Source organism: Pusillimonas sp. T2, from assembly GCF_002236805.1.
Lineage (GTDB): Bacteria > Pseudomonadota > Gammaproteobacteria > Burkholderiales > Burkholderiaceae_B > Neopusillimonas.
In genome coordinates this window covers 1-22,475 of record NZ_NIQA01000015.1, presented here as the reverse complement: position 1 = coordinate 22,475, position 22,475 = coordinate 1, and the positions used below count along the sequence as shown (strand labels likewise).

General features: G+C 54.3%; 23 protein-coding genes. 14 read left to right on the top strand and 9 right to left on the bottom strand.

All coding sequences use genetic code 11. The features are described 5' to 3' along the window. Positions 1 to 142: 142 nt before the first annotated feature. From PuT2_RS14875 to PuT2_RS14850, 6 genes are all read right to left on the bottom strand, one after another. A complete protein-coding gene (locus PuT2_RS14875; RefSeq protein ID WP_093971787.1) occupies positions 143 to 1,309 on the bottom strand; it encodes a tyrosine-type recombinase/integrase in 1,167 nt (388 codons plus the stop codon). Positions 1,310 to 1,318: 9 nt separating this feature from the next. Next, positions 1,319 to 1,573 carry a helix-turn-helix domain-containing protein gene (locus tag PuT2_RS14870; protein WP_093971786.1) on the bottom strand — a complete coding sequence of 85 codons (255 nt, stop codon included), beginning with the start codon at positions 1,571 to 1,573 and terminating at the stop codon, positions 1,319 to 1,321. Positions 1,574 to 1,657: 84 nt separating this feature from the next. Next, the gene (locus PuT2_RS14865; protein WP_093971785.1) at positions 1,658 to 2,443 is read right to left on the bottom strand and encodes a hypothetical protein; all 786 of its coding nucleotides are present in this window, start codon (positions 2,441 to 2,443) and stop codon (positions 1,658 to 1,660) included. A 3-nt stretch (positions 2,444 to 2,446) separates the two neighbouring features. Next, on the bottom strand, positions 2,447 to 3,349 hold the full coding sequence (locus PuT2_RS14860) for a hypothetical protein (RefSeq protein ID WP_093971784.1): 903 nt from the start codon (positions 3,347 to 3,349) through the stop codon (positions 2,447 to 2,449). Positions 3,350 to 3,442: 93 nt separating this feature from the next. Beyond that, a complete protein-coding gene (locus tag PuT2_RS14855) occupies positions 3,443 to 4,957 on the bottom strand; it encodes a DnaB-like helicase C-terminal domain-containing protein (protein ID WP_093971783.1) in 1,515 nt (504 codons plus the stop codon). Between the two features lie 9 nt (positions 4,958 to 4,966). After that, complete coding sequence (locus tag PuT2_RS14850) at positions 4,967 to 5,605, bottom strand: hypothetical protein (RefSeq protein WP_093971782.1); 639 nt, start codon at positions 5,603 to 5,605, stop codon at positions 4,967 to 4,969. A gap of 123 nt (positions 5,606 to 5,728) precedes the next feature. Here PuT2_RS14850 and PuT2_RS14845 point away from each other — a divergent pair, with 123 nt between their 5' ends. From PuT2_RS14845 to PuT2_RS14795, 12 genes are all read left to right on the top strand, one after another. After that, positions 5,729 to 6,550: a hypothetical protein gene (locus PuT2_RS14845; protein ID WP_143516221.1), complete on the top strand. Its 822-nt coding sequence runs from the start codon at positions 5,729 to 5,731 to the stop codon at positions 6,548 to 6,550. An 11-nt stretch (positions 6,551 to 6,561) separates the two neighbouring features. Then, a complete protein-coding gene (locus PuT2_RS14840; protein WP_143516218.1) occupies positions 6,562 to 7,107 on the top strand; it encodes a hypothetical protein in 546 nt (181 codons plus the stop codon). Then, the gene (locus tag PuT2_RS15865) at positions 7,104 to 7,388 is read left to right on the top strand and encodes a hypothetical protein (RefSeq protein ID WP_158214061.1); all 285 of its coding nucleotides are present in this window, start codon (positions 7,104 to 7,106) and stop codon (positions 7,386 to 7,388) included. Before PuT2_RS14840 ends, PuT2_RS15865 begins: the two co-directional genes overlap by 4 nt. 113 nt (positions 7,389 to 7,501) lie before the next feature. Next, positions 7,502 to 8,128, top strand: coding sequence for a DotI/IcmL family type IV secretion protein (locus tag PuT2_RS14835; protein WP_158214060.1), 627 nt, complete (start codon positions 7,502 to 7,504; stop codon positions 8,126 to 8,128). Between the two features lie 160 nt (positions 8,129 to 8,288). Then, a complete protein-coding gene (locus PuT2_RS14830; protein ID WP_093971778.1) occupies positions 8,289 to 8,825 on the top strand; it encodes a hypothetical protein in 537 nt (178 codons plus the stop codon). A gap of 66 nt (positions 8,826 to 8,891) precedes the next feature. Then, on the top strand, positions 8,892 to 9,998 hold the full coding sequence (locus PuT2_RS14825; protein WP_093971777.1) for a DotH/IcmK family type IV secretion protein: 1,107 nt from the start codon (positions 8,892 to 8,894) through the stop codon (positions 9,996 to 9,998). A gap of 39 nt (positions 9,999 to 10,037) precedes the next feature. Continuing rightward, positions 10,038 to 11,246 (top strand): DotG/IcmE/VirB10 family protein, encoded by a 1,209-nt coding sequence (locus tag PuT2_RS14820; RefSeq protein ID WP_093971776.1) that lies wholly within the window; start codon positions 10,038 to 10,040, stop codon positions 11,244 to 11,246. 26 nt (positions 11,247 to 11,272) lie between these two features. Beyond that, positions 11,273 to 12,490 carry a hypothetical protein gene (locus PuT2_RS14815; protein WP_093971775.1) on the top strand — a complete coding sequence of 406 codons (1,218 nt, stop codon included), beginning with the start codon at positions 11,273 to 11,275 and terminating at the stop codon, positions 12,488 to 12,490. 15 nt (positions 12,491 to 12,505) lie between these two features. Next, entirely contained in the window at positions 12,506 to 13,024 is a 519-nt protein-coding gene (locus PuT2_RS14810; RefSeq protein WP_093971774.1) for a hypothetical protein, read from the top strand. 54 nt (positions 13,025 to 13,078) lie between these two features. Then, complete coding sequence (locus PuT2_RS14805) at positions 13,079 to 13,501, top strand: DUF6750 family protein (RefSeq protein ID WP_093971773.1); 423 nt, start codon at positions 13,079 to 13,081, stop codon at positions 13,499 to 13,501. Positions 13,502 to 13,673: 172 nt separating this feature from the next. Next, complete coding sequence (locus tag PuT2_RS14800; RefSeq protein ID WP_093971772.1) at positions 13,674 to 14,471, top strand: hypothetical protein; 798 nt, start codon at positions 13,674 to 13,676, stop codon at positions 14,469 to 14,471. Between the two features lie 49 nt (positions 14,472 to 14,520). After that, positions 14,521 to 15,855, top strand: a complete 1,335-nt coding sequence (locus PuT2_RS14795; RefSeq protein WP_143516214.1) for a hypothetical protein — start codon at positions 14,521 to 14,523, stop codon at positions 15,853 to 15,855. Here PuT2_RS14795 and PuT2_RS14790 read toward each other — a convergent pair whose 3' ends face one another. From PuT2_RS14790 to PuT2_RS15750, 3 genes are read right to left on the bottom strand one after another with little or no spacing between them, the layout of a single operon-like run. Beyond that, positions 15,856 to 16,740 carry a hypothetical protein gene (locus tag PuT2_RS14790; protein ID WP_093971770.1) on the bottom strand — a complete coding sequence of 295 codons (885 nt, stop codon included), beginning with the start codon at positions 16,738 to 16,740 and terminating at the stop codon, positions 15,856 to 15,858. It lies immediately after the preceding gene. A 15-nt stretch (positions 16,741 to 16,755) separates the two neighbouring features. Then, positions 16,756 to 18,243, bottom strand: coding sequence for a DUF5710 domain-containing protein (locus PuT2_RS14785; RefSeq protein WP_093971769.1), 1,488 nt, complete (start codon positions 18,241 to 18,243; stop codon positions 16,756 to 16,758). Positions 18,244 to 18,278: 35 nt separating this feature from the next. Beyond that, entirely contained in the window at positions 18,279 to 18,617 is a 339-nt protein-coding gene (locus tag PuT2_RS15750) for a hypothetical protein (RefSeq protein ID WP_143516212.1), read from the bottom strand. Between the two features lie 136 nt (positions 18,618 to 18,753). On the opposite strand from PuT2_RS15750, the gene PuT2_RS14775 reads away from it, so the two are divergent. Together PuT2_RS14775 and PuT2_RS14770 are read left to right on the top strand one after the other, a co-directional pair. Then, positions 18,754 to 19,089, top strand: coding sequence for a hypothetical protein (locus PuT2_RS14775; RefSeq protein ID WP_143516210.1), 336 nt, complete (start codon positions 18,754 to 18,756; stop codon positions 19,087 to 19,089). Between the two features lie 54 nt (positions 19,090 to 19,143). Further along, a complete protein-coding gene (locus PuT2_RS14770; protein ID WP_093971766.1) occupies positions 19,144 to 22,236 on the top strand; it encodes a hypothetical protein in 3,093 nt (1,030 codons plus the stop codon). Positions 22,237 to 22,475: the final 239 nt, after the last annotated feature.

Sequence of the window (22,475 nt, the reverse complement as noted above, 5' to 3'; positions counted from 1 at the left end):
CGGATTGGCAATCAATTAGCTTAGAACAGTTGAGAAACTAGCTCCTTAAAAATGTCGATATGTCATCGAAATTAAGGCAATAAAATATTTAATAACAGTAGCTTACTGTAGATTTGGTTGACACTTTGTCTTCAAAAAAGTGTTAAAGCATCGCGATTGGGTCAATCATGACTACATATTCCTCATTAACTTGGCGCAAATATTGGTCCGGCTTGGGCACAGACTGCCCACTTCGAATTGCACTTGCCAGACTACGTAACAAGGCATCTTGTGCTCGAACAATGGCTTGTTCCTTGGTTGCTCCTATGCCTGAGACTGTCGCATGCTCAAAATCGGGAAATACAATTTCAATTCCTTCAGGATGAGCCTTCATAATCCCTGGATAAGGGATGAAGTGATTCAACATAGCTAGCCGCCCACGATTACGCGTCCCCTCGAGCTTATTCACCAAGCGGTTCGCTTTTAAATGGGTGTAGCGCTTTAGCATGGCAAGAGAACGGTGCCCGCTGATTGCTGCAATTTCCATCATGTCCAGCGTACCCAATTCGAACAAACGAGAAATCGCTTCATGTCGAAGATCATGAAAATGCAAGTCCTCAATCTCTAAGCGCGTGACCATATAACGCCAAGTTGATTTGAAGCCATGCTTGGTATACATGAACACCGGCCCAGCCGTCTTTACGTCTAGACGCATCAATGCTTCTCGGGCTTTGGTTGACAAAGGGATGTCCCGTTTTGTGCCGTTCTTAGTCTCCGGCAAATGGGCCACCCTGGTTTTGAAGTTGATATGTTCCCAACGTAATGTCAGTATCTCGCCTTGGCGCATAGCGGTGCTCAGTGCCAGCGTAATAATGGAGTAGAGCTCCTTGTTCTTATGCTCATGTGCGTAACGCAAAATTCGCCGCTCCTCACGAGCCGTTAAGCGTCGATCACGGCCTGGCGCAACTTTAGGCTTACGCACGTCGGCGCACGGGTTGGGTTGTTTGGTGTAGCCCCATTCAATCCGAGCAAGGTCAAAAAAATTTGACAGTAATGACATTTCAAGGCGCACAGTAGCGTTCGAAATTGTCTTGCCGGTTCGCTTATTGATGCTTTGCAGGCGCTTATCACGGTAGGTTGCTATGTCAACGCTCGTAACTTCATGCACGAGCTTACGGCCGAGGAAAGAACGGCTTAACTGAGTGATTCGGTATCGCTCTTGCTCATAGCCTTTCTTAAGGATCGAAACGGAGCGTAAATAGTTTTGCAGCCCATGAGCCAACGTGACGACCGTGGGGGACTTATCTTGTGCTTCAGTGAGTGTCGACATTAACAAGGTTCAATCGCTATCGCGACTTGAAGTGTTATTGATTTCGAATTGACACATACAAATGAGATCAGCGATTGGCATCTCTAAGCCTTTAGCTAATCGAGCGATTGTATTGAGAGTGGGCGAACGCTGACCTCGCTCGATCAGCGATAAGAAATTGCGATTAAGTTGTGTGCGCTCAGCAAGAGTCTCTTGCGACCAACGGCGTCTTTGACGTAATTTTCGTATGGTCAGACCGAACTGCTGATTAACATCTTCAAGCATGCCCGCATTATCTGGAACATGCCTGCCAGTGACAGCCTACTATAAGCGGAAAATTGTTAAAAAAGAGCCCGGAGCTAGCCGGGCCTAGAAAATCAGTTGGGTTTGACCCTTCAGAGATCCGGTGATCTCTGCATAGGCGATCCTGTCTGGATGAAGGCGGACTGATACGCCCCCGTGAATTGAGGTGTCAAGTATGCCTGGCCAAGTTTGATGGCGAAGTACGTGCAGTTGCGGAAATTTCTCGAAGAAGGCGTGTACAGCAAACGGATAGTTTTCAAAGACCGTGTCAAACAGATGGGATCGCGTCATTTCAAAGCGATCGAATTCCTCTTGATCTACGCCAGCTTGCTCAACCAAAAGACTCTGAAAGAACTTGGTGTAATTGCGAGCCACATCTAGGGTGACCCAGTCGGTATAGAACGAATCCTGTTTGCTGACGTCTTTGCCGTTTTTCGTCCAGCCACGGCGAAGGTACACCACGATCGACTCATCGGGGTGATTTTCCAGATAGGCTTGATCCTGCTCGGTGCAGGCACGGTAGAAGATCGTCACAAAGCTTACGCTCACGTCGGGGTTGAGCAGCTCATGAGCCATGTAAGAGGCCATGATGGTACTTAACCGGCTCACTCCGGTAATGACGTCTGGGCATCGGTGATTCCAGAGCGACTCTTTGACATGCGCCTTGGGTTCGGGCAGAGGGAGCGAGCAGTCACGCAAACGAATGACCTCTGGGGCGGGCTCACTGGCCGGCAATACAATAGGCACACTCAACGAGAGTAAGCTTTTTTGGTTAGTGTGCAACGCAGGACGCTGAGCGATTTCGATAGGCGCTGGATTCTCAAATCGACTGGGTAGGGTGGGCATGCTCATTCGCTATCCTTTTTCTGTTGTATTTTTAGCGCGCGGGGCTCGTTTACCTTTGTTTGCAGATAAGCCTGCTTGAGCTTGCTGTTCATGATACTTACGCGTGCGACGCATGGGCAGTGCAAAGAACGAATCGAGTTCGGGAGCGGGGAACTCCTCATCAAAGTCAGGTTCCTCATGAGCCTTATGTAAAAAGCGCGCCAAACCATACAGATCCTCACGCACCCGTCGAAAGTCCGGTTCCTGACCTCGGGTGTAGCCGGAGTCTGAATCTGGCTCCAGAAGCTTGGCAAGCAGCAGGCCGCTGGTTTGGTTCGATACTTTGTTCTGCGAAATCCACTTGTAGAACGTCGCTGGCCGTTTATTAAATGCGCCAGTAAATCGACGGGTAACACCGACGCGCAACCGCCCAAGTAGATCCTCACTGCGCGGGCGCTGCATGGCCATAAGCCAAAGTCGCGCTTGCTCGGGTGAGCCGATCTCATAGCGTTGTACCAAGTCCTGGTAAAGCCAGATAACAAAGTTGCCTTGTGACCAGCCCAGATTGGATAAGGGTGCGTGCCGCGGCTTGGCTTCATACATATAAAGCAGCATCTGCAGCTCGAAAGGAGCAATGCGCGAGTCGTCGCGTAGCTTGCCCAGCTGATAGATGGCAAAGCCAAACAGATTGCAAATCTGGATCTGACTTAGGGTACCAATTTGGTTAAATCGTGACTGCGCCAGCGTAGGCGGAGCAGGATCTCCCCGACGCGGCTGATGCAGAGGATCTTCGGCGCACATATACATGTCTGCCAATTGCGGCAGACGCTGTGCTCGCACAATCAGCTCTGCATAAGTCAGCGGTTTACACAAACCACGCTGTTCGTACAGAGCCAGGAGTCTTTGCACTCGGGAGGGAAAGTCGACAGACATATAGGGCAATTATCAATTTATCAATAGTTACCACTATTATGTCCCACTAAACATTGTTACGGCAACGACAATGCCCATTGTGTGAACAAATTGCTACCCCCGATAGGGTTGCTGCATTTCAAAGGTCACGGTAGACGCGTGGTAGCGCATCGGAATAGAGCCAATGGCACCGTCGCGCTGTTTGGCCACGATAAGCTCTGCCTCAGTCGGGTCCGATGTCCCCGGGTTGTACACGCTGTCACGATAGACAAACAAGATAATGTCAGCGTCTTGTTCCAGGCTGCCTGATTCGCGCAAGTCTGCGAGAATGGGCCGCTTGCACGCCCGATGCTCAAGCGAGCGATTGAGCTGGCTGAGCGCTACGATCGGAATGCCAAGTTCTTTGGCTAGGGATTTAAGACCCTGGGAGACGCTCGAGACATGGGTGTGGGTGTCTTTGGCGCGTGAGCCTGGTTCCATGGCGATCAGCTGCAGGTAATCAATAAACAGAACACACGGGCCGTGCTCGCGAACAAATTTACGCGCGTTTGTACGTACATCTTGCAGCGTAACGCCACTTCTGTCTTGGATCCACAGCGCACACCCTTTGTCGTAACTGCGAGCCGCTGCAAAATCCGGTTTCTGGAAGCGGTGAACTACATCAAGCACATTGTGCAGGTGTTCATCGGAAACCGAGCTGGCTCGAAGATGCTGCATACCGACGCGCGAGGCGCTCGCCAATGCCCGGGTGCCTAATGCGCCGGCAGTCATCTCCAGTTCCTTGAAAAGTGTCGGTACCGGGCCGTTCGTTGGAGAACCAATCCGGGAGGTGTTTTGTGCCATATTGAGGGCAAGTGCAGTTTTGCCCATGGAGGGCCGTCCGGCAAGTAGAACCAGGTCCCCACCGCGCAACCCTCCGCCCAGCACATCATCCAACGGTCCAAATCCAGTACGAATGATGTTGGGGTCTACCTCTTGCGGGTTGACTAGACGGTCGAGCACGGGCTCAATCGCATCCCAGATGTGTACCGGTTCGTTGGCGCCGCGATCGAGCTGATTGCTCAGTGAGCCTAACAGGTCATGCGTTTGGCGAAGGCTTTGCGAGAGATCCGCACTGGCCAGATGCTTGAGCTGGTCCTGCAGTTGATCCCGGTACAAGCGCTTGAGCGCTAGGTTGTGCACGATCTCACACGATTGCTCAAACATGCGAGGAGTGCAGTACCTGACGGTCGGATCATTGGCCAAGTCGGTCAACATTTCGATTCCGCCAATATCGGTCAATCGTTGTTGAGCCAGTGTATGCACAGCGGTAAAGCTTGGAATTCGATCTGTGGATAGCAAATGCAGACAAAGTGAGGCAATGGAACGATAGGCGGCAACTACAAAGGTTTCGGGCCGAAGGGCCTGGGCTGCGATACGCACGCTTGCCAATGTGGTGTCATCTACACGAAGCAGGGCAGCGCAAAGCTCTTTTTCCACGGCCGGGGCGCTAAGGGGCTCAAGCGCTTGCCACTGTGCGCATAAGGGGTCAGCAAGTGGATCTGCGGTGATTTGCGCAATGAAGTCGTTTTGCGACTGTGGCAGTGCGCCGTTGTTCACGGATTGGGTAGCGTCAAAAACAAACGACATGGCAAAGTCCTAATAAGGAATGTCCAGGAACTGTTCATCGCTTTGGCGCGCAAGTTCCCGAAACTGTTGCATTCTGGCTTGTTGCTGCGCCAGCAGACTGTCACGACTAGGGGTATTGGCCGCTGGGGGCTGGTTGCAAACCATAGTTGTTTGGGGGATGGCAGCGTTTGGGCCGGGATTAGGAACACTGACAACGGGCGGTGCATCAAACGTGAATTGCGAAACGTTGGTGCCGACCGGTTTGTTCGGTCGTGTCACGGGCTTAGGCTGCGGAGCGTTGCCAAAGGCGAAGCCAGCCGAAGGCGAGGTGGCAGGCGTGCACGGTGGCTCTGCGCCATTGCCGGGCCTACAGGCATCGTCACGTTGAGCAAGGCTTGCATCATGTTGGGCCATGGGCTCGTGTTGCGACTGGGCGGTTGGTAAAGAACCGGGCTGATCGTCTTGAGCGCCGGACAAGGGCGCAATACTGAGTACGTCGGCATATAGCGCATGTGATTGCACCGAAATTACTTGAGCAATGATCACGACATACGCACCGATGTAAATTGCTGGAAGCGGCCTGGCCAAAGTCAGGCGCAGGCCTTCAAGATCAATGAGCTGGGCCGTTTGTTCGGTCACACGCCCTTGTACGGTTAGGCTGGCAATCATCGCTTTTCCTTTGGTTTGTTTGGTATTTATAAAATTATAGTTAATATATTAAAAATAACTTATAATTCATCCGGACCGCGCCACAAAAGAAGCGCCAAGGCGCGTCAATGCTAGGAGAAATCGATGCGAGCAAGCCTGAATTCCGGACATTTTTCGTTAATGCCGCGACTTGTCGTTGATCCGCAATGGCTGCAACAGCTGCCGGCGTATTTCAGCGCGGACGGACGCGTCGTACGCGCTGTGCTGCGTTTGCTCGATCATGCCTGGCGTGGCACACCGGCCGGCACTGTGCATGTGCCAAATCTGCAATCACTTGCTGAGCTGTGTGGTTTACCCCTTGAGGTTCTGAACCATGAATTGAAGGAGCTACAAGCGGGCTGGAGGATTGGTAAAGCGGGGACATGGGTCTTCGAGCCCATGCAACAGCTTGCTCAATCGTTACTTCAAAGCCATAAAGAATCGCTCGAGTACCTTGCCAACGAACTGTTGATTCAAGCGCAAAGCCCTGATTTGTTTGGGCCGACCAGTGGTGACACCCAGCAAGCAGTAACGGCATTACAAAACAAAGCGACGCCGGTAACCGCTCGAAGCACCAAGGCCGTGCGCCGCTTATTGCCGGATCTGTTCGAGCTCACCGCATCAATGCGCGCAGAGATCGAACAACACGGACTGGCCCCAACCCGATATGCCGAGATTAAGCAACGTTTCGTTGATTTTGCTCGTTCCCGGGCAGAGCGATCCGCTGATTGGGATGCCACGTTTCGAAATTGGTTACGCAATGCGATTCAGTGGCGAACCATTGATGTGCACAACGCCGAGCCAGGGGGAAGCACACGTTATCAGTTTGCAACTGCTGGCGCAGCCCGCAGTGCCCGAGCTCGCGATGACAGTTACTACGCTTTGCAACGAGCCAAAGAAGTAGTCCAGGCTCATGCAGCCGGTTGAGGTTGATCGTTATGAGTCTTGACGCTCTGCAGTATTTATCAAGCCTGTGCGGAAGAACCAACCAGACCCTGACCGAGGACGAGGCCCTGGACTGGCAGCGAAAAGTGTTCTCACGCTATCCAAACGACCAGGTTGTGGCTGCGTTGTCCACACACGCGGATCGCAGTGCCTTTCGCCCCCAGATTTCGGATGTTCTGAGGCTGCTGGGGTCTCAAACCAGTCGTAGTGCTTTGCTTGCTCTTAATGATCTGGTCAATCTTGTGCGCAAAGTAGGACCATACAAGAGTCCGCAGATCCAGGATGCGGCGTTGGCGATGAGCATACAGGAGCTCGGCGGGTGGCCGACCCTGTGCAACTGTTTGCCCGATCCTAGTGGCAACGAAATGGCTTATGACCGCTTTTCCAAGCGATTTGCCCAGATCTATGAGATGTGTGTCAACCAAGTGCAAGTGCTAGGCGTACGACTTGAGAACCCCCCAATGGGTTTGATCGAAGCGGCTCAGAATGGAAACCGGTCCGATCAGCAAGCGGCCAAGCTACAGGGGCCCTCGTCATGAATGTTCACAATCAGGATGCGTTCTATCACCAGATGGCGCGCGAAAAACTGATCAACGTGCTTATGCGGGCTAATCGCTGGTTCAGCATCGCTTTGGTCATCGCTCTTTGTATTCAAGCAATGCTGGTAGGGGTGGTGGCGATGCAATGCCATCAAGTCGATGGAATCACATTGACCGGCCAACGCTTTCAGAGCTACTCACTGTCTTGCCCGGGGATCAACGGCAACTTGGCCCCGATTCATGGCCGAAGCGTCGATTGGCGCGCTCTCATTCGATCGTAATCAACAAAACAAGGAAACCCAGCGTGAGCACCCCGACGTCCAAACAACAAAATAGTGGACCCAAGCGTAAGCCCGCCCCGCAAGCGGGCGGGAAAAAACCGCCGGAAAAGGCGATGAACAAGCCGCGTCAAGAGTCAGGCGAGCAGCCGTCGATCGGCCGTCTACTGGGCACAAACATTTTGCTGGTGGGCGCGCTTTGCGTCTCCTGCGTCGTCATTGCAACCTTGGCCTGGCGCTTGCTTTCCTCACCGGTCTCCGTGATTGCGGTAACGGATTCGGGGCAGATTATTCGGCCTCAGCCCTTGGCTAAGGCTTTCGTTACGGATTCGCGGGTCCTTTCTTTTTCGACTGAGGCTATTCGCGCGTCGTTCTCCCATGATTTTGTGAATTATCGCGACACGTTTGCCCAGGCACGCAGCAATTACTACACGACCGAGGGTGGGCAATCCTTTGCCAAAGCCATTGACCCCATTCTGAACGATTTGCGTGAACGCCGTCTGGTGATGTCTGTGGCCCCGCTCAAGGCCCCAAGCCTGGTTCGCGGGCCCTATCTTCTTGGTGGGCGAGCCGTTTGGGAAATCCAGGCACCTATTTCGGTGTTCTTGGAAGGCACGCAATCGCGCTTTGCACCTCAAGAGCGTTTGGCCACATTAAAGATCGTACGGGTTGATTTAAGCGAGAGCCCAACTGGAATTGGCGTCGATTCGATCCAGTTGGCTCCTTACGTGGAGCGCAGGTGAATCGCATGAGCGGACTAAATTGTAAAAATCGTTGTTACAAACTTGATTCAGTTGTCACAGTCAATAACATCGCTGCTGTGAGCGACCAGTCACGTCATGGCATGACCGGGGTCGCAGTGATCAGGGCTTGGAACGAGCCCGCTTTTCAAGGACATGTGTGATGACTTACTCCCCAACCCTGGCTGCCAGCGCTTCGAACAAATCCATCGATTTACTCAATCGTGCCCAAGCGCTCTTGAACGCGGGTGTTACAAACGAGAACGCGCAGTTCCTGCGCTGGCTTGCTGAGTGCGGCGGCCCCTCGATGGCGCACATTGCCCGGGTTTCTGATTTGGCCGCAGCGCTTCAATCACTGAAGCAGTTGGCTTTGGATGCGTCGTATGTGCAGTTGGGCAAGGGAATGATTGCTGGCCGTTTGTACTATTCGCGCCTGGGTCTGGACCGTGAGCGTTTCGCTTTGCACCATGATGATCCGAGTGTCGTGCGTGGGTTAGCAGATTTGATGCTTGAGTTCAATGCAGTGACTCAGGCCGATCCTTCATTTGCAGAGACGATGGCCCAGCACATGGCCAGCGCCGATGTGGATGTACTTAACCAGCTCTATGATTCGGCACCCACCATGTTTGCTCAAGGAATGGTGCTGTCCTGGATGGGAGCGTTGGCACCGTGGACACCAGAAAATGTTGTTAAACAGTAATTGCGCAGATAGCACCGCGATAGGTTCGTCTGCGCCATATTTGCACAAGCAAGAAAGGGGTAGCAGATGAAAGTTGCCGTCAGGTTCGCCGTGCTAGGCGTAGGTGTGATGATGCACACATTGTCGCTGGCTCAGGCCACGCAGTCGGTTGATAACGCGTTTCTGGATCCCAACATGGAGAAAGAAGCGTGGCTTCTTGCACAGAAGCAGGCAGATCCTGCCCCGGCCGAGAACAGGCCGGCAGATCAGTCGGCTAACACCGGCGCATCAGCCCAGCGGCCAGCGCAGCCACAGGGGCAAAGACCCGCTCAGAGCCCAGCATACGCAGGCAACGTAGCTCAGGTTGAGCCACTACCCACGCCCAAGCTAGATTTAAAGCAAGAGGTGCTCAATCAGGTGGCCCCGATGGAGCCGGCCCTGATACGCGAAATTATCGTCGAGTTGGAGAAGCGCCGGCAGGCGGCTTCAACGCCGGCAGCCACTGATGTTAAAGCGGCCCTTTCAAGTTTCAATGTTGACCTATCGCCTGGAGCCACGCCTCCAGTTGTGCGTATTGCCCGCGGGCAGGGCGCAGTGGTCACGTTCCTGGATGCGGCCGGCAATCCTTGGCCTATTCAAGCAGCCGAGAATTTTTATTCCCAAGCCATGGACGTAAAGCAGCTGTCGGGCCATGTGCTAAGCGTCGCCGCACGATCGGATTATCTGCGCGGATCGGTAGGTGTAATGCTCGAAGGTTTGGCGACACCCGTGACCTTTACCGTGATTCCGGCCGTCAATGCCACAGACTATCGAGTGGATTTGCGTGTTCCGGGTATCGCGCCAGGGGCAATACCACAGGTGGCCGGTGGTGGCATGAGCGCGTCCGTTGGCAGTGCAGATCTCATGGCCTTTCTTTACGGCCAAACGCCCGATGGAGCTAAACGATTAAAGGTGAAGGGCAATCCAGATGTGAGCGCGTGGCAATCAGCCAGTGGGGACTTGGTAATTCGCACCGCTGCCATGATCGCTTCGCCAGCCTGGAGTGAGAAATTGCCCTCGGCCGACGGCACCAGCGTGTATCGCTTGCCCCCGACACCAGTAGTGTTGCTCTCGCGACACGGCAAGATCAGCAATGTAGAAATCCAAGGCATCGTGCCAAGCCCAAGCCAAGCTGCTATTGGCTTTGGCCAATAAAGTCACTATCATTATATTGATAATGAGGTATATATAAGAATGTCACTTGCGAACAACTTGAAAAAGCCCTTGGATGCGGGGTTTAAACGAAACTTGATGATCATCGGCGGTGCTATTGGTGCAGCAGCCCTGGTCATAGGCGGTCTGGCCATGTTCGCGGATAAGGATAGACATCAGAGCAGCGCACAGGAAACCGATCTTTCCCGTGTTATTCCAAACAACTCCGAGCGCAACAATGGCGAGATTAGCCCTGCGATGCAGCAACGCCTTGCTCGTGTTCAGCAGGAAGAGGCGGTAGCAGCATATCGCGAAGGTCGCTCCTACGTTCCTGAAAATACGTTAGGGCCTGGCGTTGCGGTCAAGGCACCCGAGTCAGCTCCAGGCCCCGCGCCCCAACCCTCGCCAGGGCCTTCGTCGTACACCCAGTACAACGCTCGACACCAACAGGTGACCAATAACGATGCGCTGGGCGCCCAGCGTGATCTGCTTGCGCGCGGTTTGGAGCGCCAGTTGGCCAATATAAGTGCCGTGTTCGATCCGGCACAAGCCACATCGGTGCAGATCAAACCCCAACAGCAGCCATCGCAGGCACAAGATCGTGGCGCGGGTGTCGGAGGTGGTGACGCTGGCGGCCGAGATGCCAATCGCAAAATGCTCTTCCCCGGTCTCCAGATTGCACCAGGACGACTTGAGAGCCCGATCAACACGGACAAAAGTCGTTTTGTGTCCGTTTCGATTACGGCCGGGCCCCTACAGGGTGCTTATTTGATTGGCCAATCCGAGCCCATGACACTGTCCGGAGACGTGGAAGACGTAGGTGTGAAGTTGACTCAAATGCGCTTTGAAAACCAACTCTATCCGATCGACGCAATCTTGCTTAACGAGCAAACGGCCTCCGACATGATGGAAGCTGATGTCGATCGGCACATCATCTCCAAACAGGTGCTGCCTGTGATCATGGCCGGCTTGAGTGGCTTGAGCACGTTCTTTACGGCCCAGGGCCAGCCCGGTGTGAAGTATTCGCCTACGGCAGGAATAACTGGGGAGAACATCATTGTGGATCAACCCAAAGCCTCGCGCGAAGAGGCTAAGCAACAGGGCATAGGCGATGCGATTGGTGCGTTGGTAGACAACGGCAATGATCAAGTCTCGCGCCTGCAGCAACGCCCGAACACGGCGACGGTCGATGCCTACACCACCGTTGGCATTCTTTTTCGCCAACCGGTGTTCGCCAATCCCGCCAACTAATTGAATTGCCCTAAGGACTATGGATTATGAACTGGAACGATATTCCTGATAACGCAGAGAAGAAAGACGATCAGGCACAAAGCCCAGAGAACGTAGCGCGCCCGACGGAGGCTGCGCCAGGCACGCACAGCGGCGTCTCCTGGAGCGATGCGGATGGTGCGCCGGCCACGCCCGCAGAGAGTTTCGGCTGGGGTCAAGCTGATGATGCTCAGCAAAGCTCTCCAGATCCGTCAGCCGAAATCAGTACGGCTGAACCCTTTGTGGGCGATAGTGCCGCTGCGGCACCCGCAGGGCGCTCAACCAGCGCCACACCAGCAACAGTTGAGTCTGAGTTTGCGGACAACGACGCAGAGGAAGCCGATACCGAGTACGAGGACGATGTCCCGGAGAAAAAACCGTCAAAGTTGAAAACATACGTTTTGGTGGGTGGGGTGCTAACCGTTTTAGTCGGTCTAGTAGGCACGGGTCTGGCTGTGAAGTTTGGCGGATCGAATCAACCTCAGTTTGAGCCTCGCAATGACGTTGCCGGTACCCAGCCAGTGGCCAGCATGCCGGTACCTCCTGAGCCTGCGCGCGCACTAACCGCGGTGAGTCCGGAGCCAGCAGGCGTGCCGACTACAAGACAGTCCGATCCCTTGCCTTTTGAGCAAGCGGCACCAGCCACTACCAACCTAGAGTCTGTTCCAGGCTCGCCAATGCCCTACGTGGATATGCAGGCGTTGCAGGATCTGGTGCAGGCCGATGTTATAGACAAGCTTGAACGTCTGGCACAGAATCAGACACAGCTCGAAGAGCGGGTAAGTGCTCTGGAAGAGCGTAGCCAGGCCCAAGGCGACACGATGGATCAGTTCGCCAAGGACATGCAAGCTCTCCAAGAAGCGATAACCGAACTCAAAGAGAGTCAAATCGCCGCCACCCAAAAAGATGAGAAACAAGCGGCTGCCACACCGCCGGCCAAGGCCGAACCCGCCAAGAAAGCGCAGGCGCCGGCACCTAAACCGGTAGCCCGCAGTGCTCCCGCGCCGAAACCAGCCATTAGCGCCCCCAAAGTACAGGCCAATACCGAGTTGGCCAGCGCCCGTGTGGTCGGTGTCTATCCTAGCCGTAACCCAACCCTGGCGTACGTCGTCAGCGACCGTGGTCTGACCACGGTGAGGCCTGGAGATATGCTTCTCGGAGCCCGGGTATTGCGTCTGGATGGTTTGACAGTTGTCACAACCGCCGGTCATGTGCGCCCTCAGTAAAGGGAAACGCGCCCTATGGATTGGCAGGCCTTCTTAAATAACACCGAGCAGCTAGCTCAGGACATCACGGTGCTGGTTGCAACATTGGCCAGCATCATTGTCGGCCTATGGATGGTCGCCTCGGGCATGATCAAGATGGTCCAGTTTGGCCAGGGGTTGCGTGAGGGTCAGCCCACATTGGGGCCAATCCTGATCAATTTCGCCGTGGGCGCGCTCATGTTACGCCTTTCTATGACCGCCGATAGCGTCGTTCAGATGCTTTTTGGTTCAAGTGCGCAGGCACCATTGACGGCCATGCAGTACATGCCCAGTGAAATCAAAGGCTCAGAAACCATGCAGCAAGCCATGGCCATTGGCGTTTATTGGGTTGCTTGCATTGGGTGGTTGGCTGTTTTTCGGGGCTTGATTCTTTGGAATGACTTGTCCAAAGGTCAAGCCAGTTCGCAAGACGCCGGTTGGCGGGGTCTTGTTCACATTCTGGGAGGGGCTGCGGCAATCAATATCGGCGGCCTGGTCCAGAGTCTTTTTAGTTAGTCGTCTATGGCGTTAGGTCATTGACAAATAATTCGTGTTTTGGAGAGAACAATCATGCAACCTATGGAACAAACAATTTGGTACACCAAGACCAAAGCCGAACAAGCAGTTAAGACCGTTGGTCAGAATCGCCTTGTAAAGGGCGCGGCCGGTATTACTGCCGCGCTCGCAGGTGTGGTATCACTGCCAGCGAGCGCTCAGGGTATTCCAGGTATGTTGGCCGGCTGGTCCGAGGCGATTCAGGCGGGCATTGACTTCATCATCTTGCTGGCGCTCTTAATCGGTATCGGCGGCATTCTGTACGGACTTAAGCTCATTGTTGATAAGTCCAATGATCGCGATGACGTCAAGACCTCGCGCATTGTGGTATCCCTTGTGGGCGGATCGCTCCTGTGCATCATTTGGTTCGTGATTACGGTGCTGGTTGAAACGACCGGTGGTAGCGCCGGGGACATCGGGCGCGCGGCAACCTATTAAATCGAGAACAGGCAACCCCAAGCGTTTTAACGCCGAGCAAGCCGGCATAAGAGCCCAAGTGGGTGTTGCCCCCGCTTGGGCTTTGTTTTCTCCCGCCTGGCCGTCCTGGTGTGCTTGACGACGGATACCTGAATTTTCAAGTGATGAGCATGCAAGCTCAAAGGATCTGCTCATGAGTCGACCCTCGTTGATCCCCGGTATTACACTCAAAGCGTTTTGGCCAAAATCCAAGGCACAGGCACAGGCTGTCTCAGCGAGTTACCAAAAAGCAGTCAAAGCGTACCGTGAAGGCCCCAAGGCAGCACCGTGCACGTTCTGCGGACTCGTCTCCCGTACCAACGAACTGGTCGATGATGACGCGCGATTGGATCGTGATGCGGGACAACGCTGGCATGTGGTCTGCTCCGGTTGTCACGCCTATCTGCGTGTGGGCCAGGAACCCGTGAAAGGGTTACTTGCTTTCGAGCATGGGTTCTACGCAAAGCAAACTCGCCTTATGCACGTCGATCCCGTCGACGGCCCCGAGGCGCCCACACTGAATGCTTTGATGCGCTCCATTGGTATGGCGATGGCTCATGATGACTCTAAAGCCGAAGCTCACCGGGTATATGAAGCAATTGCCGATGCCGAAAGTGTGAAACAGACCGAACAGGTTTACGGTACCAACTTGAGTACAGAGATGGGCCAGGCATTGGCCGAGTTGGCCAAAGAACCCGAACGTTATAACGATCGAGAAGAAGCGTTGGTCGGAATGCGGCTGCTCTTTCACCCAGCGGTGCTTCGTGGCTGGGGCGCCAGATTGCTGCAGGAGCGAGGGGGCAAGGCTAATCCCGCATCCTGGCCACACGACTTTGAAGAAAAACTAGCGGCTATCGAAAGCAAGCTTAATGGCGCAGACCGGATTGAGGGCTTTAGCGTTGTACCGCAAAGTATTACAGAGCTTGATCCGGATGAGGATGATCGACTGTAAACAGGTCTGCAGAGTCCGAATTTGACGGCCCCATTTCCTAGCGAGGCATATGATGACTTCCCCTTCAGGTTCATTTCAAGAAAGCCGAAACACCGGGATACGGTTGGCCCCTTTGCCGTGCGCTTTGGTGATGTTTGCCTCCGAGCGCGCGCGCGACGGGCGGTGCTTTTTGCCCGATGGACAGGTCAGTCTTATCGACGGCCCGAGCCAGTTGCGCAACGATTTCCTCTGGGTCTCCAATGTCTCTGCACTTGAGCCGGTAACCCATTTGTATCCAAACCTGCGCAACAATTTTTACTTTCGTCGCAGGCCCGCTGAGATTGCGGCTGATATCGGTGTGATTGACCCGGCTCAGGCTGGCGGCGAGCAAGGCGCACAGCAAGCCGCGATGCTATCGAGCGTCTTTACCCGGGTTATGACTATTGCGGCCCGAGCGTATGGATGGGATGTCTTTGAGATGGGTCCGTTGCGGGTCCGTGAGCCGTACTTGATGCGCGATATTGGCTCGACACTGCCAGACGATCCTGAGGTGGATGAGTCTTTGGAGCGCGCGTTGGCGCAAGCGTATCAGCCACACTCTGCCCCCATGGCTGCCACCTATTACTGGTCCGCTGAGACCTTTGCTGTCACATTGCGTTTTAATGAAGTCTCATACGCGAAACAGCTGCTGGGTGCTCCGGTGCCCGGTACTGGCAAGTGGCATCTGGTAGGCGACCTGGCTGATTGGTCTGATAACAAGTTGCTGGCTTATTGTTTATCGCGGCCGACGGTCGTGCGAGCATCGATCGATTGGGACGGTACCGCCGAGGAGCTCAGCGTGTTGGCTGCCTTTGGCATGAGTGGGCAGGCCAGGGGCTTGCAACGACGCTGGATCACACAGCCAGAGCTTACCTGGATCAGCAAGATCGCCAAGGTCAAGATACATCAGTTCTGGGTGTTTGACGGGGAGCTAAATCCCGTTGCGCCCGAATGGCAATTACCTGAGTTGCTCGATACACGCCCCCAGGCCCGTCTATCGTATTCGGCAGGATTGGTTGCCTATAACCACATGTTGGCCGTAACGCAGTCACGATGGGATAGGCACGCTCGTTCGCCCCGGTGTTCTGTGCATGCGGCCTGGCTCACCGCCCATGATCGCGCTGCCATGTTCGATCTGGCGCTACGCGCGCACAACAAGGGATTTATTGTCGACCGGTATGGTCAAGGATCGTTGCGGATTCGCATTCGTGCTGACCAGCTCGGACAGCTCGAGCAGTTCAAGAGCGAATACGGCTTTATGTACCCGGATCTGGGTTGGATTGACGCGCAGATGAACCAGGGGCAATTACCGCCCCCTGGAGCCATTCGGCGAAAAACGTCGCTGGGAATTGACGGGCTGACCTGATCACAAAGGCCATGAAATGCATTGTCCTGAGTTGACATCAATGACGCTCAGACGTTGCAGGCCGACTAAATCGTTATCAGGCATACACGACGCCAGATCGGCCAGATATTCATATGCACTGGCTGCTCTGCCCATAGCCAGGCGCCCGATAACACATTGGCCTTGAGCCGCTATGCTCAAGCTCGTTTTGGCATTGGCGGCAATGCCCAGGTCGTCGTCCAGAACCAGTGCCGCGCTAGGCAGGTTGCTGGCGCGTGCCAGAGCCTCGTGAGCGTAAACAGGCGGGCTTGCCGGCGATTCGTCTGTCGCTTCGATCGTGCTCGCCTTAAAATCGTGCGGATCGAAAAGACGCGTTTGCGCGTTTTGCTCTTGATCGCGCACTCGATAGATTGGGCCACGCAAGTGCGATCCCAGCGTCTGCGCCAAAGCGATCATCAGTGCCGAGGCTGCTGTCGCGTTCAGATCGACCAATACCCAAAGGCCTTTGGGCTGATTCTTTATCTGCTCATACCAGGTGCTACGCAGCACACGAGCAAGCTTCTCGTTGTGCTGGCCAGCTTGCGCCGGTTCCACAGACCAGGCGCGCGCATAGGCGTGGGCCACGTCCTGCAGGTAGCGATCAAAGAGCGTATCGGCCTCGGTGTTTGAGACCGGTACCCACATTTCATCATGCACATACTGACTGTACGTGCGCCAGGCACCGATAACGGCGTGCACGGGCCAGTCGGCTAATGTTCTATGCCAGTGCTGAAGTACTTTGGCATCATGCACGTAGTTGGCGCAAAAGCCATTAAGTTGTTCGCTGCCCGGCCATATGGTGTGCAGTACAAGGTCTGGCCAGTGCGTCTGGGAACGTACAACCGGTTGAACAAGTGGGGTTTGCATAGGAGAGCCCTCAGTTTAGTTGGTTGGATAGGTGTAGACGCCAAGCCAGCGGTTTTGCGCATCGTCGTTGCATTTGATCTGGACCAGCATGCTTTTCTTGAGCTTGATCCACTGAAGGGAACGATCAGAAACTCGCATCTTGGCAACAGCCGAACGCCAGTACATCTCATCAATTCCCAAGATGATCTTTGTGCCCACCGAAGCAATGAAGTCTTCGGTAAAGTGAGTCGGAGACTGGGAGGCACAGATCAATGCGACGCCAAATTTGCGGGCTTCTTTAGCAATGGTGTTAATTGGGTTATCCGGGTCGTCGTCGGCATAGATGTGGGCTTCATCAAGAACAATGACGTCCGTGATGTGATCCTGCGGGCCGCGCTGCATAGCCGTGTTAAACAGCTCCTGCAGCCTGAAGAGAACGAACAATTTGCGCTCTTCAAGGCTCAGAGGACTCAATTCGTAGCGCCATACAGGGCAGCTCGGGTCAAAGGGCGGGGTAGTTGACTTGAAGATGCCGGTGGCGTTGAGGTTCTCCAGCCGATCGATGACCGATTTGAGTACTTCGGTCGAGTCGTACTTCAGTACATCGACAAGCTCGGATCCACTTTGAATGTTGTTGACGTACTCGGAGTAGCTATCGATAGCCTTTTGCTTGGCTTTGAGCAGCTCTTGGCTGGCCGCATCGTCGGTAATGTTCGCCTCGCGCTGACGATGGGCTTTGAGTAATTTTCGATTCAGCGCACTTGCTGCCCGGTTAGTGGCTTGCAGATGCGTCAGCGCTTCCACATTAGCGCCCAGAAACAGTTTCTGCAGAACATACCTGGCCATTCCAAGAACATCGGCCAGGGTTGGATGTGTGCGTGAGGTGGTTTTGGGCGGCCAACGCTCAATGGGGCCGTTGTAATCATGCAGGGCAACGTACCAGCACTTCAGGTGCGAATCCCAACGCGCACCGAGTGCCTTGGCGTCCTCTTTTTCTTCAATGGGTACATCCAGGTACATTCGCCCGTCTGAGCCGTCGCTCAGTAGTTGCGCTTGGCGCTCATCCACGTACCACGTGCTTGGGTCTTTGGCCTTAAAGCCGTTGCGGGTGTAGATGTCGTTGAGCAAGGAGCGCAGAACCGCCTCTTGTTTCGTCCCTAAGACGCGTACGCGATTCATCGTGGCGATGAAGGCTTGAATGCTTTTGCGAACGCCCCCGAAGTGCGGATCGGGAACGATACGCAAGGGATTGAGACCATAGCGGGTTTGCTCGGAGAAAAGCACACTGCTGGCATTATTTAACTCAATATCTCCGTGCACATCGAACACATGAAAACGAATGGGTTGTTCAGCACTGGCACTCATCTGGTCAATCATCTGTCGAAGACGAAATGTTTTCCCCGCACCAGACATCCCGACAAGTAGGCAATGGCCATTGACAGCCGTGCGGCTGTCCCAGCGTACCGGGACCACTTGCTGATGTTTCTGATACGCCATAGCTTCGACGCCATAGGTAATATGCATCGCTTAACCTTTGTTCTATCTGTGTTTGCCGGCCCTTAGCGCCCGGCGCATCCAGTTGGGGCAACCAGGCGCGTTTGAATGGTTGGGCGGCGTTGTTGCAAGACTCGCCGTTTACGCAGCAAGCGCTGAATTTTTTGGGTTACTGCCCGTTCGGACTGAACTTCATCGACGGAGTCACTGCACCGATCCGCGCTGTAGTAGCGCTGACGTTGCTCTTGTTTGACATAGCGCCCGTGCTGCCCCGTGCCGTTTACCAGGCGTGGTGAACTGGGGCGAGGGCGTGCTGCTAGTGTGCGCGACAAGGCTATAGGAGCCAAGGCGTTCGGTGCCGAGCCGCATTGGCTGCCCAGCTGAGTCCGTATAAAACTCGCCATTTTTTGGTTTCCTTTTTATAGTCACGATTGTATTATGAATAAGAATTTTATAATTGCAATGTTTGCATCAGGTTTTTTGCTTGCCAATCACTGCGCAAGCGTCGATTGAGAGATATTTATGAACACCGCCGATCCGATGTCTATCCGGGACCTGGATGTGATCGCACACCCCGTATCAAGCTTGGTATGGGAATTCGAACCAGGTGCGCATGGAGCCATTGAGTCGCTCTATTTAAGCTCGCTGGAGCGAGGCAGTGCGTGGGCTATTCGCGCGCTGGACGATGTGGTGTTGGACACGCGTGCTCAGGCGGCAATACGTGCCACCAAGATTTTCAAGCAGCTCCTCGGAGAGCAACCTCAGGCCACTGAGCGTGTACACGAGTTCATGCAAACACTCGCACAGCAGATCCAGGAATCACCCGGGGCGAGTGACCCGATTTTGCCTCCACTCACGCTCTGGCAAGACCGTTAACGGTCAACCCTGGGCACGCACCTAACGAATCGAACGCACCAAAGAGAGCCATTTGTGATTACCACCGCTATTATTGTCAGTATCGTTCTGTCCGGGCTTATCGGGGCAGCTTATTTGAGTCGCCCTGCGTTAGAACGGTTCCTGTACTATTTTTCGGGGTTTTTTATTGGGTCCGATATCCAGTCCCGTGTAGCCTTGTCAACGGCAGTAGGGCCCAGTACGTGGCAAACAGTCGATGGCGATCTTGTGACATTCTTGCGCATCAAAGGCTCGCGCCGCCTTATAGGGCCTGAGGACTTTGACCGGTTGGCCCAACGTTTGAGCGATCGGTTGGCCATTATGCTCAAAGACGGCTCGGGTAAGCAGTATGGGTTTAGCGTCGGATTCTTGTCCGATCCTCCTGGAACAGAGGCAATTATTCAGGAGACGCTGCGCCCGGCCGTAGCCACCGCCGCTCGTCTGGGCATGGGCACCAAGGCAAAGACCTGGTTCAGTTCCCGGTTGAGCAACCTTCGCCAGAAATGTAATGATGAAGTAATCATTCTTGCCGTGACCACGCTTAAATCCGGTCTGGAGAAGAAGGACCGTGAGAGGTTCCTCGCGTGGCAGCGCGATGTGTTCGAGAAAGCCAAGATAGGAAAAGCCAAGGAAAAGGATTTCTCACAAAGTGTGGCTCCCGTGTATCCGGTTCTGACTAACCGACACGAAGCCGTGGTCAAGAACCTCATTTATCAATTTGCTCAGCCCGAGGCGGGACTGGGAATCTTGATCGACACACTGCGCACCGATGACGCTATGTATTACTTGCGACGTTTTGTAGACGGCAAAGGGGTTCCGCAGAACTGGCGCCCGTTGGTCTTTGGACTGAAAGCGCCGATGGGCTCAACTTTGGAGCGTCAAACCGATTCGGCCAACACGCAGCCGCTGTCATTAGCACGCCAGCTGTTTACTGAACCCTCCTATGAGCTGTTTGATGACTTTGAAATTGTCCGGCGCGAAGGCGTGTACTACGGGTCATTCAAGTTGGATGTATGTCCGAACGAAGAGCCGGCGCCGGCGTTTTCAGGTTTCTTTGATCAGATCGGCCGGCAGTTTCCTGTGGCTGTGAACATGGAGATCTCAGCCAACGGGATGGATTACCGTAAGATGGACCAGATGTTCTCGTCATTTTTCGGTGGATTCGGTCAGCATAACCGGGCACTTCGTGATGCATGGAACACCCTCAAGGAGATTGGCGAACAGGAGTACGTTGCGGCTTTCCGCTTGGTGGCCAGCACCTGGGCTACTGATCGGGATGCGGTGCGTGATCAGCTGTCGACCTTGAAGATGGCGCTGCAAAGCTGGGGTGGATCGACAGTGAGCAATGAGTCGGGCGCCCCCGTCAGCTTGCTAGCAGCCACTGCGCCTGCTCTTTCGCGCGAGAATCCCGCCCCCTTTGTGCCCGGTCCCTTGTCAACCTTCGCCCGTTTGTTACCGGTATTTCGTCCGGCATCGCCATGGGATGCCGGACAAATTGTTTTGACCACCCGGGAAGGGCGCCCATATCCAGTTGCCTTTGGAACATCACTGCAGGCGTTTTGGGGCACGTTGATCTTTGCGCCACCAGGGCGCGGAAAGTCCTTTTTGATGAACGTGTTGAACGTAGGGATGGCATTCTCCCCGGGGCAAACTGAGTTGCCCTATATCACCATCATTGATAAGGGCATGTCCAGCGCGAACACCATTGAAGTGCTTAGGGCTATGTTGGCGTCCGAGCGAAAACACTACGCCGTTTCGATTCGCTTGAGAAACACTGCCGAGTATGCGATCAATATCTTTGATACACAGCTTGGGTTGGACAGTCCAACCGAGCGCGAACGAGATTTTCAAGCCAATATGGTTAGCGCGCTGTGCCCAGCGCTCGGATCGGAAAGCGGCCGGTTTGTCGGGCTCGTGATCGATCAGGCCTATAAAGAGCTATCCCGTGATAGCTTGAATGCCAAGCGTTGGCAACGTGCATTGGATCATGACATCAGTGAGAAAATTGAGACTCTAGGCATGCAGTTTGGCGAAGACGGCACTGGGCCGCGCATCTGGGACGTGGTCGATACGCTGTTTGATGCCGGGGAAGTCCATCTGGCAACGTTGGCTCAGCGCTTTGCCGTTCCTACCCTTGATTACCTGATTACTGCCGCCTCATCGGACGCCGTTCGTGATGTTTACGGAAATAAGCAGGTCGATGGCGAACGCATCATCGACGTGTTCAACCGATCAATTATGACGTCCGTGCGCGAGTACGCGTTGCTCTCGACGTATACACGGTTTGACCTGGGGGATGCACGTATTGTCTCGATCGATCTGGAAGAGGTGCTCTCGACCACGACATCCGAAGAGGCTCGTCGTCGCGCGGAGATCATGATCTTGTTCGCTCGCCAGCTGGGCGCCAAGAACTATTTCCTCAAATGGGATGAAATGGCCAAGCAAGTGCCGTCGCGTTACAGAGAATTCCAGAGCAATCGAATTCAGCGAATGGCAGAGACGCTCAAATTCCTGGAGTATGACGAGTTTCACAACGCACACGGCATGGTAAACGTGCAGCGCATGGTCGAGACCGATTTTAGGGAAGGGCGCAAATACAACGTGGTTCCGGTGCTCTCAAGTCAGTTGTTCCAGGATTTTTCCAAGAACCTGGTCGAAACATCGAATAACTACTTTATTCTGGGTGTGGGCTCTGAAGAGGCCGCCGACGAGGTGCAACAGGCCTTTGGGTTGTCTGCAGCAGAGCGACGGGCCATCGTTCAGGAATGCTTGGGCCCGGGTTCGAGCAGCCAGGGCGCACCCGTGTTTTGTATGTTCAAAACAGACCGGGGCCTGGTGTCTCAGGTCTTGTTTAACTCGGCTAGCGCCATGGAGATGTGGGCATTTAACTCCAGTGCTATTGATTCGGCCGTGCGAACAGCGGTGACGCGGCGCTTAGATGGTGATTTTTGGCAAGCATTGCTGTTGTTGGCGCAGGAATTCCCGGCAGGCACCGCCCGCTATGAGATTGATCGGATGCGCCAAGCAATGGGCAACACCGACGATCTGGAAAAATCAGGGATTGCCGATACGGTGGCCCGCAACGTGATTCAGAAAGCTCGCCAACGGGAACAGCAAAAAGCAGCCTAGCAGGTAAAGTTCGAGGTTCAAGCAAATTCCATGGGGCGCATTTGAAAATAATGCGCCACATTTCATTGAATCGACGTCTTGAGCTACTTAGAATCACAATTAAGTTATCAATCGTGGGTTCAAGTAGCCATGACATTTGCCACAACGTCGACCGACCTAGCGGTGGATTTCGCTCAGCCTATGCCCGAGCAAATCAACTTTCACGACATAGCCCTGGGCTTATCTAAGTGCTGCCGATT